Source organism: Aestuariispira insulae, assembly GCF_003385955.1.
Taxonomy (GTDB): Bacteria; Pseudomonadota; Alphaproteobacteria; order UBA8366; family Aestuariispiraceae; genus Aestuariispira; species Aestuariispira insulae.
Window position 1 is genome coordinate 1,186,440 of the sequence record NZ_QRDW01000001.1, and the last position, 15,868, is coordinate 1,202,307.

The 15,868-nt window shown below is 57.2% G+C and carries 14 protein-coding genes; 9 read left to right on the plus strand and 5 right to left on the minus strand.

The window, feature by feature from the left end; genetic code table 11:
* Position 1: 1 nt before the first annotated feature.
* Positions 2-442 (minus strand): Lrp/AsnC family transcriptional regulator, encoded by a 441-nt coding sequence (locus DFP90_RS05815; RefSeq protein ID WP_181905207.1) that lies wholly within the window; start codon positions 440-442, stop codon positions 2-4.
* 135 nt (positions 443-577) lie between these two features.
* On the opposite strand from DFP90_RS05815, the gene DFP90_RS05820 reads away from it, so the two are divergent.
* Both DFP90_RS05820 and DFP90_RS05825 read left to right on the plus strand, forming a co-directional pair.
* Positions 578-1,153 (plus strand): cysteine hydrolase family protein, encoded by a 576-nt coding sequence (locus DFP90_RS05820; protein ID WP_115935547.1) that lies wholly within the window; start codon positions 578-580, stop codon positions 1,151-1,153.
* Positions 1,154-1,217: 64 nt separating this feature from the next.
* Positions 1,218-2,108: an MBL fold metallo-hydrolase gene (locus DFP90_RS05825; RefSeq protein WP_115935429.1), complete on the plus strand. Its 891-nt coding sequence runs from the start codon at positions 1,218-1,220 to the stop codon at positions 2,106-2,108.
* 17 nt (positions 2,109-2,125) lie between these two features.
* Here the strand turns inward: DFP90_RS05825 and DFP90_RS05830 are convergent, their stop codons facing one another.
* Positions 2,126-2,794 (minus strand): DNA-3-methyladenine glycosylase I, encoded by a 669-nt coding sequence (locus DFP90_RS05830; RefSeq protein ID WP_115935430.1) that lies wholly within the window; start codon positions 2,792-2,794, stop codon positions 2,126-2,128.
* A gap of 110 nt (positions 2,795-2,904) precedes the next feature.
* Between DFP90_RS05830 and DFP90_RS05835 the strand changes: the two genes are divergently transcribed.
* Complete coding sequence (locus DFP90_RS05835; protein WP_245956970.1) at positions 2,905-4,956, plus strand: CocE/NonD family hydrolase; 2,052 nt, start codon at positions 2,905-2,907, stop codon at positions 4,954-4,956.
* A gap of 102 nt (positions 4,957-5,058) precedes the next feature.
* Here the strand turns inward: DFP90_RS05835 and DFP90_RS05840 are convergent, their stop codons facing one another.
* A complete protein-coding gene (locus DFP90_RS05840) occupies positions 5,059-5,889 on the minus strand; it encodes an alkaline phosphatase family protein (protein WP_115935432.1) in 831 nt (276 codons plus the stop codon).
* Between the two features lie 365 nt (positions 5,890-6,254).
* Between DFP90_RS05840 and DFP90_RS05845 the strand changes: the two genes are divergently transcribed.
* Genes DFP90_RS05845 through DFP90_RS05860 form a run of 4 tightly spaced genes read left to right on the plus strand, consistent with a single transcriptional unit; the run spans position 6,255 to position 11,303 of the window.
* Positions 6,255-7,850 (plus strand): ABC transporter substrate-binding protein, encoded by a 1,596-nt coding sequence (locus tag DFP90_RS05845; protein WP_115935433.1) that lies wholly within the window; start codon positions 6,255-6,257, stop codon positions 7,848-7,850.
* Positions 7,851-7,863: 13 nt separating this feature from the next.
* Entirely contained in the window at positions 7,864-8,826 is a 963-nt protein-coding gene (locus DFP90_RS05850; protein ID WP_115935434.1) for an ABC transporter permease, read from the plus strand.
* A 9-nt stretch (positions 8,827-8,835) separates the two neighbouring features.
* Positions 8,836-9,660 (plus strand): ABC transporter permease, encoded by an 825-nt coding sequence (locus tag DFP90_RS05855; RefSeq protein ID WP_115935435.1) that lies wholly within the window; start codon positions 8,836-8,838, stop codon positions 9,658-9,660.
* Positions 9,660-11,303 (plus strand): ABC transporter ATP-binding protein, encoded by a 1,644-nt coding sequence (locus tag DFP90_RS05860; RefSeq protein ID WP_115935436.1) that lies wholly within the window; start codon positions 9,660-9,662, stop codon positions 11,301-11,303. Before DFP90_RS05855 ends, DFP90_RS05860 begins: the two co-directional genes overlap by 1 nt.
* A gap of 61 nt (positions 11,304-11,364) precedes the next feature.
* On the opposite strand, the gene DFP90_RS05865 is transcribed toward DFP90_RS05860, so the two are convergent.
* Positions 11,365-12,303: an alpha/beta hydrolase gene (locus DFP90_RS05865; RefSeq protein WP_115935437.1), complete on the minus strand. Its 939-nt coding sequence runs from the start codon at positions 12,301-12,303 to the stop codon at positions 11,365-11,367.
* A 105-nt stretch (positions 12,304-12,408) separates the two neighbouring features.
* On the opposite strand from DFP90_RS05865, the gene DFP90_RS05870 reads away from it, so the two are divergent.
* Both DFP90_RS05870 and DFP90_RS05875 read left to right on the plus strand, forming a co-directional pair.
* Positions 12,409-14,082, plus strand: coding sequence for an adenylate/guanylate cyclase domain-containing protein (locus tag DFP90_RS05870; RefSeq protein ID WP_245956971.1), 1,674 nt, complete (start codon positions 12,409-12,411; stop codon positions 14,080-14,082).
* Between the two features lie 77 nt (positions 14,083-14,159).
* Positions 14,160-14,855, plus strand: a complete 696-nt coding sequence (locus DFP90_RS05875) for a GNAT family N-acetyltransferase (RefSeq protein WP_115935438.1) — start codon at positions 14,160-14,162, stop codon at positions 14,853-14,855.
* Here the strand turns inward: DFP90_RS05875 and speB are convergent.
* Positions 14,842-15,831 carry an agmatinase gene (gene speB / locus DFP90_RS05880; RefSeq protein WP_115935439.1) on the minus strand — a complete coding sequence of 330 codons (990 nt, stop codon included), beginning with the start codon at positions 15,829-15,831 and terminating at the stop codon, positions 14,842-14,844. The two genes, DFP90_RS05875 and speB, sit on opposite strands and share 14 nt — an antisense overlap.
* Between the last annotated feature and the right edge of the window lie 37 nt (positions 15,832-15,868).

The following is a 15,868-nucleotide window of genomic DNA, read 5'->3' on the forward strand; positions in this document are numbered from 1 at the left end:
GTCATTCATCCCGATGGGTTTCGATCACCACATGGGACTGGATCCGGTCCACCACCGGATGATCACTGATCATCTCTGTGATTTCCTGGAGGCGCGCCATATCCGGCACCTGCAGGATCAGGCAGGCATCCACGTCGCCTGCCAAAGACCAGAATTTGCGGATTTCGGTCAGGTGGCCGATATCGGCAAACAATGCCTTGCAGCGCGACCCGGTCAGCCGCAATGACATGACCACGGTTGTCTTGTTATCCGCCGCCAGGGGGGGCCGCCGGATGGTGTAACCGGCAATCTCACCATCCCGTTCCAACCGGGCGAGGCGCTGGCGCACGGCGGTCGGCGACAGGTTGACCGCCCGGGCAAGGTCGCTGATCGGCAGGCGCGCATCTGCTTCCAACAGGGAGAGCAGTTTCAAATCTCGTGGATCAAGTACTTTTCGGGACATGTTCGTTTTGGGACATGAGCGGTTAGTGGATTCGACATGAAAACAGGTCAAATTTGGCGGCATCATCATATTGAGGCGTCGCCGATTCCCGCCGATCTTAAGGGCCTGAACCCGATTAACCAAGGATGTTTCGGCATGACCAAAACAAATAGAACCGCCCTTATCATGATCGACTGGCAGGTGGGCTTTGACGACTGGGATTATTGGGGCGGCAACCGCAACAATCCCGCGGCGGAAGAAAATGCCAAAATGCTGCTGGATCACTGGCGCACGGAAGATTTGCCGGTGATTTATGTCAGCCATCACAGCCTGAACCCGGAAAGCCCCTTGAACATGGAGAAATCCGGTGGCCAGATCATTCCCCTGCTGGCCCCGCGCGAAGGTGAAATCCAGCTGGCCAAACGCATGAATAGCGGCTTTATCGGCACCGATCTGGACGGCTGCCTGCGCCGGGCAAAGATCAATGATCTGGTGATTTGCGGTCTGACCACAAACCATTGCGTTTCCACCACCACCCGTATGGCTGGCAATATGGGCTTTGACGTGCAGCTGGCCGGAGATGCCTGCGCAACCTTCGACCGGACCGGTCTGGATGGCCGGGTCTTTGACTCTCAGCTGATCCACGACACTTCCCTTACCAATCTTCACGAAGAATTCTGCATTGTGCGAAACAGCCGGGATATTATCGCCCCGCCTGATAATCTTGTATAATCCGGTATCCTTCATTATATTAGTTTTATCTAATTAAATGGCATTTCCTTCCAGGGACCGGGTGATGACAAACAGCGTTTCAACCGATTTAATGATCCAGCCAGAGGTCAAACCTTTCTTTGACCCGGCCACACATACCGTCAGTTACGTGGTGCGGGATCCAGAAAGCTCGGCCTGCGCCATCATCGACCCGGTCCTGGATTTCGACTATGCCGCGGGCCGCCTTTCCTTTGAAAACGCAGATAAGATCATCCGCCATATCCGTGCAGAAGGCCTCAGCCTTGAATGGCTGATCGAAACCCATGTCCATGCCGACCACCTGTCGGCCGCGCCCTACATCCAGCAACAGCTGGGCGGCAGGCTCGGCATCGGGCAAAACATCACCGTCATTCAGGCAACCTTTGGTCGGGTTTTTAACGAAGGCACGGAATTTCAGCGGGATGGCAGCCAGTTTGACCATCTCTTCGAACCAGGCGAGCGTTATAAGATCGGAAGCATGACCGGCCTCGCCCTTTCCACGCCGGGGCATACACCGGCCTGCATGACCCATATCATCGGCGATGCGGCCTTTGTTGGGGATACGCTCTTCATGCCCGACAGCGGCTCCGCCAGAGCGGATTTCCCCGGTGGTGATGCCGGAACTCTCTATGATTCGATCCAGCGGATCTTCACCCTGCCCGACCAGACGCGCCTATTCATATGCCATGATTATGGCACTGATGAGAGGGGTTTTGCCTGGGAAAGCACGGTTGCAGAGGAAAAAGCCAACAACATCCACGCTGGTGCCGGCAACAGCCGCGACGATTTCATCAAGAAACGCACCGAGCGCGACCGGGAGCTGGATATGCCGGACCTGATCATCCCCTCGCTCCAGGTCAATATGCGCGCGGGGCATTTCCCGCCCGCCGATGATCAGGGCAACCGCTATCTCAAAGTGCCGATCGACATTCTCTAGGTGAACCGGATCCGCCCTCACCCCACCGACAGGGACAGGAGGCGGCTGATATGGGCCAGCGGCAGGCCGCTCTCCCGCTGCCAACCGTTGAATGCGTCTTGAACTGCGGCCAGCGCCTTTTGTGAGGTCGGCTCCTTCTCGATCACGCTTTCGCGGATCAAGGCACGCACCACATCCTGGCTCAGGATGAAAGTATCCTTGCCGATGAAACGCAGGAAATACTGGCCCGTATTGCCCCCCAGCCGCGTGCCCCTTTTCTTAAGCAGCGCCCAGAGCCCGACGATATCCTCCCCCGGCCAGTCGGCGATGAATTTGGCGGCGGAACCATGCTCACCGGCCAGTTCCATCAGGAATTGCGCTTTTTTGACCACCGCGACAATCTTCTGCCCGTTGCGGATGATCTCCTTGTTCGAGAGAAGCTGCTCAATCTCTTCATCATTGAGCGAGGCCACGCGGCCCACATGGAACCCATCAAAGGCCTTTTCAAAGCCCGGCCATTTCGCCTCCACCACTTTCCAGACGAATCCGGACTGGAAAATCCGCTTGGCCATTTCAGCAAGCAAACGGTCATCACCGAGGGCAGCAATCTCTTCCGCTGTCCGCCCCTCCGGCATAAGGGCCTCCACCGCCGCGTCACTGCCCTTGTGGGCAACCGCCATGTCCCTGATTTCCTGAAGACTGCGCATCACATTCCATCCCTGCTTCTGATCCGATCCCGCCCCGGATTTGACAGGAGCGCGGAAAAAACTTCAACAACTGTTCTCATTCCCGATTGCCCCATGGAAAAGATCACCGCATGATTTCGCAAACAGTAAAATACCAGCAGACAGGGCAGCCCATGCAAACCATCACCGATTTCCAACACGAGGTGGAGGAATTTGAAAATATCTGGATCCCCATGCCCGATGGTGTGCAACTCGCCGCAAGGCTATGGAAACCGAAAGGATCTGAACAAGCGCCTGTCCCAGCGATCCTGGAACATCTGCCCTATCGCAAGGGCGATGGCACAAGGGCCAGGGACAATCTGACCCATCCCTATATGGCCGGCCATGGCTATGCCTGCATCCGGGTCGATATGCGTGGAAACGGCAATTCCGACGGCCTGATGGAAGATGAATACAGCCAGCAGGAGCTGGATGATGCGGTATCAGTGATCAATTGGCTGTGCGACCAGGTATGGTGCGATGGCAATGTCGGCATGATGGGCATTTCATGGGGCGGCTTCAACGGCCTGCAGGTGGCCGCAATGCAGCCGCCAGCCTTGAAAGCGGTAATCACGCTCTGCTCCACCGACGACCGCTATGCCGATGACATCCATTACAAAGGCGGCTGCCTACTGAATGAAAATCTGGGCTGGGGCGCAACCATGCTGTCTTACAGTTCTCGACCGCCCGACCCGGCCCATGTCGGGGAAAAATGGCGCGAGATCTGGCTGGAGCGGCTGGAGAATCAGCCCCTGCTGAGCGATCTGTGGCTGCGCCACCAGACTCGCGACGATTATTGGAAACACGGATCCGTCTGTGAGGATTATGCCAAGATCACCGCTGCCGTTCTGGCGGTTGGCGGCTGGGCCGACGCCTATTCCAATGCGATCCCGCGCCTGCTGTCCAACCTGAAAAGCCCGGCCCGCGGCATCATTGGCCCCTGGATCCATAAATACCCGCATTTCGCAACGCCCGAACCCCGGATCGGCTTTCTGCAGGAAGCACTGCGCTGGTGGGACAAATGGCTGAAAGGCATTGAGACCGGCGTCATGCATGATGCCACCTACACCGCCTATATGATGGACGGAATCGCGCCCAAAACCTCTTATTCCGAACGGCCCGGCCATTGGGTCACGGAACCGGAATGGCCATCCGATAATATCCAGATGCTGCCCTTCTTCCTCAATCACGGCCTGCTGCAGCAGACCGCCGATCCCTGGCGGGACATGCATTACCGATCCCCGCAGGATACCGGCCAGGCCAGCGGCGAGTTTTGCCCAATCTGGATGGGCGCCGACATGCCGGGCGACCAGAGGGTGGATGATGCGGGATCGCTTTGCTTTGACGGTGCGCCGGCGGTTGAGGATATCGAGCTGTTCGGCGCGCCGGTGCTGGATCTGGAAGTGGCCGTGGATCAACCAAAGGCCCTCATTGCCGCCAGGCTCTGTGATGTTGGTCCTGACGGCGCTTCAAGCCGGATCACTTACGGCCTACTGAACCTGTGCCACCGACAGGGCCATGACCGGCCGGAGGATATGCCGGTGGGTAAGCCGGTCCGGCTGCGCCTTCAGTTGGACGACATCGCCTACCGCCTGCCCAAGGGGCATCATCTGCGCCTATCGCTTTCCACCGCCTATTGGCCGATGGTCTGGCCATCGCCCAAACCGGTCACCATCACCATTGAACCTGGCAAAAGCATCCTGGAACTGCCCATGCGCATGGAGACCCGGACCGACAATGTGGATTTCCCGCCGCCGGAAGGGGCCAGCCCGCAGCAGCGCGAAACCCTGCGGGAAGCCAGCAACAGCCGGACCGTGATGAAGGATATGGAATCCGGAGTCAGCATCCTGACCATCGAGGATGATTTCGGCCTGGGCCGGGACTTGGATACAGGCCTTGCCACCGGTTCCACCGCACGGGAGGTTTACCGGATCCATCCCGACAATCCGCTTTCCGCCAATATGGAGACCAGCTGGACCCAGGAATTGATCCGGGAGGGCTGGCATGTGCGCACCGCCACCGAACTTGGTATGTGGAGTGACGAGACCCATTTCCATATCAGCGCCAGCCTGGAAGCTTTCGAGGATGATAAGCGCATCTTCGAAAAACACTGGAAGGAAACCATCCCGCGGGATTGGCTTTGACCCGTTTCAGGCAGATTGCCGGGTCAGGCCCGGCAATGACGAAAATAGGTAAAGATACATGTCATCCCCGGGCTTGACCCGGGGATCCGCCAATCCATCCATTTACACCAGGAACGGTTGTTCCTTCATGCTGTCCGGCACCGGCACGCCAAGACGGCTCAAAATGGTCGGGGCCAGGGCGCGCTGGCTGATCACCGCGTCCTGTTGCGGCCCTTCGGCCTGGCCGAAATAATAGATCGCGATATCGCGCATCAGATCCTCGGTGCCGCCATGATGGCCGCGCCCGGACTGGCCATGGTCGGCGGTGATAAAAACCTCATAGCCCTGTTCCAGCCAGTGGGGCAGATAGGTCGAAATCGCGCCGTCAATGGTATAGGCGGTCTGGTCCATCTGGATACTGTCCGCACCATAGGCATGGCCGATTGAATCGGTCGTGCTGGAATGGAACAGGATGTAATCAGGCGCCTTGCGCTTGATCATCATTGTCATCAGCGCCATCAGGTCATAATCGCTGGGAATGGCCAGGTTTCCCCCGCCTTCGCCGGCCATGGTGTAAAAACGGGCATGCTGGATTGGTGCGTTTTCGTCATCCACTTCCAAATCTTCCAGCGGGTCGAACGGACTGCGCTGGAAATAGTCTGAAAAATAGGAATGCGCGATCGCGCCGGTTCGCAAGCCCGCCTTGCGCGCCTCGGAAAAGATATCGGGCTGTGCCACCCGGCCGGTATGGCCATTGGTCAAAACCCCATGATCCTGCGGATCCAGGCCGGTATGGATGCTGGCATAACAGGGCCCCGATGTGCTGGGCAGAACCGACTGGCCTTTCCAGACCCGGGCGTCACCGCGCGCAACCCAGCCTTCCACATTGCCCAGCAAACGACGGCAATAGGAATAGCCCAGCCCGTCAATGATCATCAATATCGCCTTGCCCATCCCGAAAACCCTTTTAAATTATTCTGACCCTAAGGCGTCAGATTCTTTGTGAGCGACCCCCTTTGAAAATTGGATCGCAAGCGCATAATAGAGGCCCCTATCTAATCGGGTTGAAAAAAACAAGAATGAAACCCGAGCGACGCAAAGATGACACTACGCGACGTAAAACTAAAAGTATGCTGATCATTAGCAACGCAGTTTTTTAAGGCTGGGGAAAAGGCCTATAAAAAAAAATCAGGGCCGAACAGAGACGCTACAACAGGCACGGGAGACGTTTTTAGAAAAGTCTGAATGACAAACCGACCTTGCTTCGGTTATTCTTAATCATACGTTCAATAAAAAAACCGGTAGGGAGCATTACTACAATGTCGAAAGAACTCGATTATCTCAGCAAGATGGTTGCCAAGGGCCGCCTGTCACGCCGCGACTTTCTCGGTCGCGCGGCAGCGTTGGGCGTCGCCGCGCCTTTCGCAACCTCGCTGATGAACAGCGCCGTTCAGGCGGCTGGCCCGAAAAAGGGCGGCACCCTGAAACTGGGTCTTGTCGGCGGCGGCACCACCGACAGCCTGGACCCGGCGACCCTGACATCCGACATGGGCACCGCCTTCTCCAAATCCTGGGGTGAATTGTTGGTCACCACCAACCCGGACGGTTCCATCCAGCCAATGCTGGCCGAATCTTTCGAAGGGTCCGCGGACGCAAAGACCTGGACCTTCCAACTGCGCCAGGGTGTTGAATTCCACAATGGCAAGACCCTGGAAGCGGAAGACGTCGTTAAAACCCTGCAGCGCCATTCCGGCGAAGAAACCAAATCCGGTGCCGGTGGCATTGTGAAAGGGATCGACAGCATCAAGGCTGACGGCAAGAACACCGTCGTCATCACCATGAAGGAAGGCAATGCCGACACCCCTTACCTGATGGCGGATTACCATCTGGTGATCCAGCCCAATGGCGGCATGGACAAGCCGGATGCCGGTATCGGCACCGGTCCTTACAAAGTTGAAGAAGCCGATCATGGCGTGCGCTATGCCGCCACCAAATTCGCCAACCACTGGAACCCGGAAGTGGGTCATGTGGACAGCATGGAAATCCTGTTGATGGCGGACAGCACCGCGCGTATGTCCGCGCTGCAATCCGGCCAGATCCACATGATGAACCGTGTTGAGCCGAAAATTGTGAAGCTGGTTGAGCGCATCCCGAACGTCACGGTGGAAAACACCGCGGGCCGCGGCCATTATGTCTTTATCATGCATTGCAACACCGCGCCGTTCGACAACCGCGACCTGCGCCTGGCGTTGAAGTATGCCATCGACCGTGAAGACATGGTGAAACGTATCCTGAACGGTTACGGTTCCGTCGGTAACGATATGCCGATCAACAGCGCCTACAGCTTCTTCTCCGATGACATCGAACAGCGGACCTATGATCCGGACAAAGCAGCGCATCACTTTAAGAAATCCGGCCATTCCGGCAAGGTTCTGCTGCGCACCTCCGATGCCGCCTTCCCGGGCGCGGTCGATGCCTCGATCCTGTTCCAGCAAAGCGCCGCAAAAGCCGGCATTGAGTTGGAAATCCAGCGTGAGCCGGCCGATGGTTACTGGTCCAACGTCTGGAACGTGCAGCCCTTCTGCGCTTCCTATTGGGGCGGCCGTCCGGTTCAGGATCAGATGTATTCCACCGCCTATGTTTCCAGCGCGGATTGGAACGACACCCGCTTCTTCAACGAACAGTTCGACGGCCTCATCAAACAGGCCCGGACCGAGCTGGACAAAGGCAAGCGTACCCAGCTTTACAAAGAGGCCGGCATGCTGGTCCGCGACGAAGGCGGCTTGATCTGCCCGATGTTCAACGACTTCATCGACGCCGTTTCCAACAATGTCGGCGGTTATGTACGCGATCCCTCCGGTCCGTCCCCGCTGTCCAACGGCTATGCAGCGATCCGCTGCTGGTTGGAAGCCTGATCGGTCAGGCATAATGTTGTCCAACCCGTTGATTCGGATGATTGCCCAGCGCCTAGCGCTGGGCATCGTCCTGTTGTTCGCCATCTCGCTCGTGATCTTCATCGGCACTGAAATGCTGCCGGGCGATGTGGCGCAAAGTATTCTCGGCCAGTCCGCCACCGAGCAGTCCCTGGCCAACCTGAGGGAGGAATTAGGACTTAATCAACCGGCATATGTTCGCTATCTCGACTGGGTTGGCGGGATCCTGCAAGGCGATCTCGGCACCTCTTTGACGAATAAACAAGATATTGGCTCCATGATCGGAACCCGGCTTGGCAATACTTTCTTCCTTGCCAGTGTCGCCGCAGTCATGTCCGTGCCTTTGGCGGTTTTGCTTGGCATGATCGCCGTGCATTACAAAGACGGATTCATCGACAAGGCGATCTCCATGTCCACCTTGGGCGCGATCAGCCTGCCGGAGTTTTTTATCGGTTATCTGTTGATTTATTTTGTGGCTGTGCAGCTGGGCTGGTTCCCGTCCAATGCCCTTGTGCATTCCGGGATGAGCCTCATGGAAAAACTCTATGCAGTTGCCCTGCCGGCCACCACGCTGACCCTGGTGGTGCTGGCACATATGATGCGCATGACCCGGGCTGCGATTTTGAACGTCATGTCCTCTGCCTATGTGGAAACAGCGGAATTGAAGGGGTTGAGCTCCTTCAAGATCATTTTCCACCATGCCTTCCCCAACGCCATTGCCCCAATCATCACCGTGGTGATGCTGAACCTGGGTTATCTGGTTGTCGGGGTTGTCGTCGTTGAGGTGATCTTCGTTTATCCGGGCATGGGCCAATTGATGGTCGACCATGTGATCAAACGGGACATGCCGGTTGTTCAGGCCTGTGGCCTGATCTTTGCCGCCACTTACATCCTGCTCAATATGACTGCGGATATCCTGGCTATTATCGCCAACCCGCGTCTCAGACATCCTAAGTGAGGCGGGCCCATGAAATTTATTAAATCCCTGTCATTCGGCGCGAAAATTGGCCTGATCGGATTCCTGGTCTTTGCCCTGTCCGCCGTGTTTGCCCCCATCATCGCTCCGTATGGAGAAACTGAAATTGTCGGCGAAGGCTGGGAGCCTGTTTCCGCGCAGTTTCTGTTCGGCACCGATCAACTGGGCCGTGATCTCCTAACCCGTCTGATCTATGGCGCACGCAACACCTTCTTCATCGCCGGTGCGGCAACCGTCATCTCTTTTTGCATGGGCACCTTCCTCGGTTTCTTTGCCGCGGTGATGAAAGGCTGGATCGATCAGCTTTTGAGCCGTTTCAACGATATGATGATGTCCTTCCCGACATTGATTTTCGCTCTGGTGGTCTTGTCGGTCCTGCCGGCCAATATCATCACCCTGATCCTGGTGATGGCCGTTCTTGATTCCACCCGCGTTTACCGCCTCTCCAGGGCGGTTGCGGTTGATATCGAGGTGATGGAGTTTGTCGAGGCGGCACGGCTGCGCGGTGAAAAACAAATGTGGGTGATCTTCCGGGAAATCCTGCCCAATGCACTCTCCCCGCTGTTTGCGGAATTCGGGCTTCGCTTTGCTTTTGCGGTCCTCTTCCTGGCAACGCTCAGCTTCCTGGGGCTGGGCATTCAGCCGCCGGAAGCGGATTGGGGTTCCATGGTGAAGGAAAATAAAGACGGTATCGTCTTTGGCATTCCCGCCGCCCTGATCCCCGCCGCCGCCATCGCGACACTCACCATCTGCGTCAACCTGGTGGTGGACAGCATCCTGCAGCGAACCACAAGCCTGAAGGGAGGACGCGGCTGATGGCTGACAATAATCTTCTTCTGGATGTACGCGACCTCAAGATTGGTGCCACCATCCAGGTGCCGGGCGAAAAACCCTATGACATTGAGATCGTCCATGGGGTTTCCTTCACCCTGGAAAAGGGCAAGGTCTTGGGCCTGATCGGGGAGTCGGGTGCCGGAAAATCCACCATCGGTCTTTCCTCCATGGCCTATGGCCGTGGCAGTGTGGAGATCACCGGTGGCGAAGTGTGGCTGGATGGGGAACAGATCCTCGGCCATTCCCATGACCAAATCCGCAAGGTGCGCGGCCGCAAGGTGGCCTATGTTTCGCAATCGGCAGCGGCCTCCTTCAACCCGGCCCACCGGTTGGGCGACCAGGTGATCGAAGCCGCCATGGAACATGGCCTCAGCTCAAGATCCGAGGCCAAGGCCTTTGCCGATCATCTCTTTGCCAAGCTGGGCCTGCCGGACCCGGATAATTTCGGGCGGCGTTATCCCCATCAGGTGTCGGGGGGTCAGCTGCAACGTGCCATGACCGCCATGGCACTTTGTTCCAAGCCGGATCTCATCGTCTTTGACGAACCGACAACCGCGTTGGATGTGACCACTCAGATCGATGTTCTGGCGGCGATCAAGGATGCCATTCACGATACCGGCACCGCAGCGCTTTATATCACTCATGATCTGGCGGTCGTCGCCCAGATCTCGGATGATATCATGGTGCTGCGCAATGGTGAGATGGTGGAATATGGTTCCGTTGACCAGATTATCAACAACCCGCAGGAGGACTATACCAAGAGCCTGGTCTCGGTGCGTTCGATCCTGAAGGAAGAAGGCGGAGAGCTGGATGCGGAGCCGGTTTTGAACTGCCGGAACATCACGGCCTCCTATTCCAATTCCATCCGGGTGTTGCATGATGTTTCCATGCATTTGCACAAGGGCCAGACCTTGGCAATCGTGGGGGAATCCGGTTCCGGAAAATCCACCATGGCCCGGGTGATCACCGGCCTCTTGCCCCAGGAAACCGGGGATATCTATTTCAAGGGCCAACAGCTCCCAAGAGAGCTGAAACAACGCTCGAAAGAAGAATTGCGGTCTTTGCAGATGATCTACCAGATGGCGGACACGGCCATGAACCCGCGTCAAACCATCGGTCAGATCATCGGTCGCCCGATCGAGTTTTATTTCGGTGTTACAGGCCGCGAGAAACGCAAGCAGGTGATCGAACTGCTCAAGAAGATCGAGTTGGACGAGAACTTTTATGATCGTTATCCGGCCGAATTGTCCGGTGGCCAGAAACAGCGTGTCTGTATCGCACGCGCCCTTGCCGCCAAACCGGACCTGATCATCTGTGACGAGGTGACATCCGCCCTCGATCCGCTGGTCGCCGACGGCATCTTGAAGCTTCTGTTGAAGCTGCAAAAGGAAACTGGAGTTGCCTATCTTTTCATCACCCATGATATCGCCACGGTTCGGGCGATCTCCGATTCCATTGCGGTGATGTATATGGGCAAGCTGGTCCGGTTCGGACCGAAATCCCAGGTGCTGGAACCGCCGTTTGATGATTATACCGACCTGCTGCTCTCTTCCGTGCCGGAAATGGAGCTTGGCTGGCTGGAAAATGTCCTCAAACACAGAAAAATGGAATCAGCCGGCCATTAACGGTCCGCGCTGCAAACTCGTTGGAGAAAGCCCCGGATTTTCCGGGGCTTTTTCTTATTCATCAGCGTTTTTTCAGTGCTTCCAGGCTGTCACCCGCGGCCAAAATTTCAATACCGTGGCAGATATCGTCAAAGCTTTTTGCCGCCTTCGCGCTCATGCGCCTGGCCCGCAGATGGCCATGGATCAGCCCCTGATCCACCTGGGCATGCACCGGCACACCGGCTTCCGCCAGCCGACCGGCATAGAGGACGCAATCATCGCAGAGCGGGTCCACTTCCGCGGCCATCATGATGGTTGGCGGCACCCCGGAAAAATCCTCTGCCGCCATCGGACAGAATGTCGGATCCTCCAACGGCGGTTCGCCACCCGCGCGCATTTTGAAATAATAAGCGACATCCGCCGTGCTCAGACCCGGTGCCTCCGACTGGCTGATCATGGATCCCGTTTCAAGATCACTGCCGAGTGAGGGGTAGATCAAAACCTGACCGAATAGCGCTGTGCCAGTATGGGCCTTCCTGGCCTGAGCAACAGACGCGCAAAGCGTGCCACCGGCGCTGTCCCCGACCAGGATGATCGGCTTCCCCAGCGCCACCACATGGTCAAAGGCGGCAAGCGCATCATCAAAAGCTGCTGGATGGGTGAATTCCGGCGAGAGCCGGTAATCCACCGCGACAATATCCAGGCCCGTTCGATCACAGATCTCATTGCAATGATCATCATGGCTTTCCAAACCACCCAGGACAAAACCGCCGCCATGGAGGAACAGGATCACCGCACAGTCATTCGGATCCTCGCGCCGATAGCGGCGCAGCCCGATCTGGCGGCCCGGCAGGGATAGGATCTCATCTTGCGCGCTTACCCGTTTGGGCCGGGGGGTTGCAAATTCACGGCACAGAGCATCATACCAGCGCCGTTGTTCCGGGATCGAATGATTGACCGCATCCGCCGGGTAAAACGCATCGGTTTTTTCTATGAAACCCTGAATTTCCTGATCAAGCATTGCCGCTCATCCCGCCATTGACTACACAAACTGTTTAACTGCCTACAATAAAACCGAAAATGCCGCTATGATAAAATCCCCGCAGCAAAAAAGTCAGACAGGCCGATGATCTATTCCAACCTGCGCCTCTATAGTGGCCTGATCCTGTTTCTCTTTGTCATCTGCCATCTGGGCAACCATATGCTTGGGCTGCATTCGGTCGCCGCCATGGATAAGGCCCGCCTGATCTTCCTGGCACCCTGGCAAAATCTGCTGGGCGGTTTCCTTCTGCTGGCTTCCTTGCTGACCCATGCGGTCCTGGCGCTCCATTCGCTTTACTCCCGGCGCACGCTGAGACTTTCCGGCTGGGAATGGACACAGCTGGCCATGGGATTATCCATTCCAATCCTGCTGGCGGAACATGTGGTCGCCATGGGGCTGTCCGAACCGCTATACGACACCGAACCCAGCTATTATTGGGTTCTGATGGCCCTGTGGGTTGCGGCTCCGGGCAAAAGCATACTGCAATTCGCCGCCACATTGGTGGTCTGGACCCATGCCTGCATCGGCCTTCATTATTGGCTGCGCACCAAGGAAGGCTACGCCAAATGGCGGCGTCTTCTGGGCCTTCTGGCGGTGGCCTATCCAACCCTCTCACTTTCCGGCTATATCGCATCAGGCCTTGAAACCAGAGAAGCGACCTTGATGCCGGGCTATGTAGAATCCATTCTGGCCGTATCCAAACTCACGCCGGATACCATTGCCGCGCTGACGGATCTCGCCTTTCAAACCCGGATGGTTCTGATCGGGGTAATCCTGTTGCCGTTCGTCGCCCGCTTCGCCCGACAGGTGACGGTCAATCTTAAAAGCGCCCCCCGGCTATCCCTGCCGGACGGGCGGGCCTATCGCATTGAAAACGGCGCTAGCATCCTGGAGGTCCTGCGTGACCATTCGGTCGACCATGCCGCTATTTGCGGTGGCCGTGGCCGCTGCACCACCTGCCGGATCCGGGTGATCAAAGGCGGGGATAATCTGCCGCCCCCGGACGAGGTGGAAGGCCGGGCGCTAACCCGCATCCATGCATTGGAATCAGTCCGATTGGCCTGCCAGTTGCGGCCAACCTCCAATCTGACCATCGCGCCCCTGCTGCCGCCCAATGCCAGCGCCCGCGATGGCCGCCGTCCGGGCGGGTTGGAGGGCCGGGAAACCCGGGTTGCCTGCATGTTTATCGATCTGCGCGGTTCAACTAAGCTGGGCGAAAACAAGCTCCCCTATGATGTGCTTTTCATCCTGAACCAGTTTTTCGCCGAAATGACATTGGCGATCCAGGAAACCAATGGCCACTATGCCCAGTTCAACGGGGACGGCCTGATGGCGCTCTATGGGCTTGAGGAAGATAAGGATGACACCCAGGTGAAAGTGGCGATCCGCAATGCGGTTCGTGGCGCAAAACGCATGCTGGAGCGCCTGGAAGGATTGAACCAACAATTATCGAGCGAATTGCCCGAGCCATTGAAAATGGGCATCGGCATTCATTTCGGTGAAGCCATCGTCGGCCCCATGGGCCCACCCAACAACCAGCTTTTGACCGCCATTGGCGACAATATCAACCTGACTGCAAGGTTGGAGAGCCTGACCAAGGAATATGGGGTGCCTTTCATCCTCTCCGACAAGGCAGCCCAGGCGGGCGGGATCAACGTTTCGGAAGGGGATCAGCATGAAGTCGTGGTGCGGGGCAAGACCCAGCCCGTCCAGTTCCATGCCCTCAATACCGCACCTGAAATTGGCCCCAATAGTTGATTGGAATTGGATCTGGCTTTCAGGGCCAATTTTACTGATCTTCCGCTGTGTATCCCTTGACAGTGAAGAGTATTCTTATGGCCTATGAGACAAATGAATTGGGACAACCCCTGGATGCACCGGTGCCCGGCTGGAAAGCCTGTCCCCGCCCCACAGATGAAGCCTTTGAAGGTAGCTGGTGTCGGTTGGAGCCCCTGCGCCCGGATCATGCGACCGGTCTTTTTCAGGCAAATGCCAGTGATGAAGACGGAGCGATCTGGACCTATCTACCCTATGGTCCTTTTGAGAGCGAGGCCGCCTATGCCGATTGGATTGCCTCCGTCAGTGGCGGCACAGATCCTTTCTTTTATGCCATCATTGATCTCGGCACTGGAAAAGTGACTGGTGTGGCCAGCTATCTTCGGATCAATCCCGCCATGGGATCCATTGAGGTGGGCCACATCAATTACAGCCCGCTGATGCAGAAAACCCCGGCCGGGACCGAGGCTATGTATCTGATGATGCGCCAGGCCTTTTCCCTGGGTTATCGCCGCTATGAATGGAAATGCAACGCGCTGAATGAAAAATCCTGCAAGGCCGCACGCCGCCTGGGCTTCACCCCGGAGGGGATCCACCGCCAGGCAGGCATTTATAAGGGTCGCAACCGGGACACCGCCTGGTTCTCAATCCTGGACAGCGAATGGCCCGCGATCCAAGCCGAAATGGAACGGTGGCTGCGGTCCGATAATTTCGATGCAACCGGTGCTCAGAAAAGCAGGCTCAATTGCCCTTGACCCGCCCCCGCGTGGCCATGCTGTCCGCCAGCAGGCAGAGAATTTCAAACATCATGGTCACGCCAACCAGGGCGGTCGCCCCGCTGGGATCGAAGGGCGGGGAAACTTCCACCACATCGGCGCCGACCAGATCCAGCCCCTGCAGCCCGCGCAGGATGCGCTGCGCGTCATGGGTGGTGAGCCCGCCGATCTCCGGCGTGCCCGTACCCGGCGCATAGACCGGATCCAGGGCATCTACATCAAAACTGATATAGGTCGGGCCATCGCCGACCACGCGCCTGGCCTCGGCGATGATGGCCTCGGGGCCGAGGTCAAAACATTCTTCAATTTCCATCACCCGGATGCCCTGCTCCAGCCCCCAATCCTTGTCTTCGGGCGTATAGAGTGACCCGCGAATACCGATCTGGATCGTGCGGTTGGGATCCAGCAACCCTTCTTCAATCGCCCGCCGGAACGGTGTGCCATGGGTATATTGGCTGTCCCCGAAATATCGGTCCCAAGTATCGGTATGGGCATCAAAATGCACCATGCCCAATGGCGTGCCGTCATAAATGCCGCGCATCACCGGCAGGGAGATCAGATGATCCCCCCCTGCGGTAAGCGGGGTGATGCCCGACGCCTTCACCGATTTATAGAAATTCTCCACCCGCTCAATCGTGTCCATGATCTCGATTGGATTGACCGGACTGTCGCCTAGATCCGCACAGCGAACCAGGTCAAAAGGTTTGATGCCGCTGACATGATGCACATTACGCATCATGGTGGAGAGATCCCTCATCTGGCGCGGCCCGTGGCGCGCGCCCGGACGGTTGGTGGTGCCGCCATCCCAGGGCACGCCGATTATGCCCACATCCACATGGTCCCTGGCCAGGGCGTCGGTCGGTTTCACATGGGTCAACCGCATGAAGGTCGGGATACCAGCAAAGCGCGGTAAATCCATGCCCGATTGTGGTTTGAAAACTGGAATATCCGTCATGCCCTGTCCCGCATCTGTTGTTTTTCATTGCCGGAAC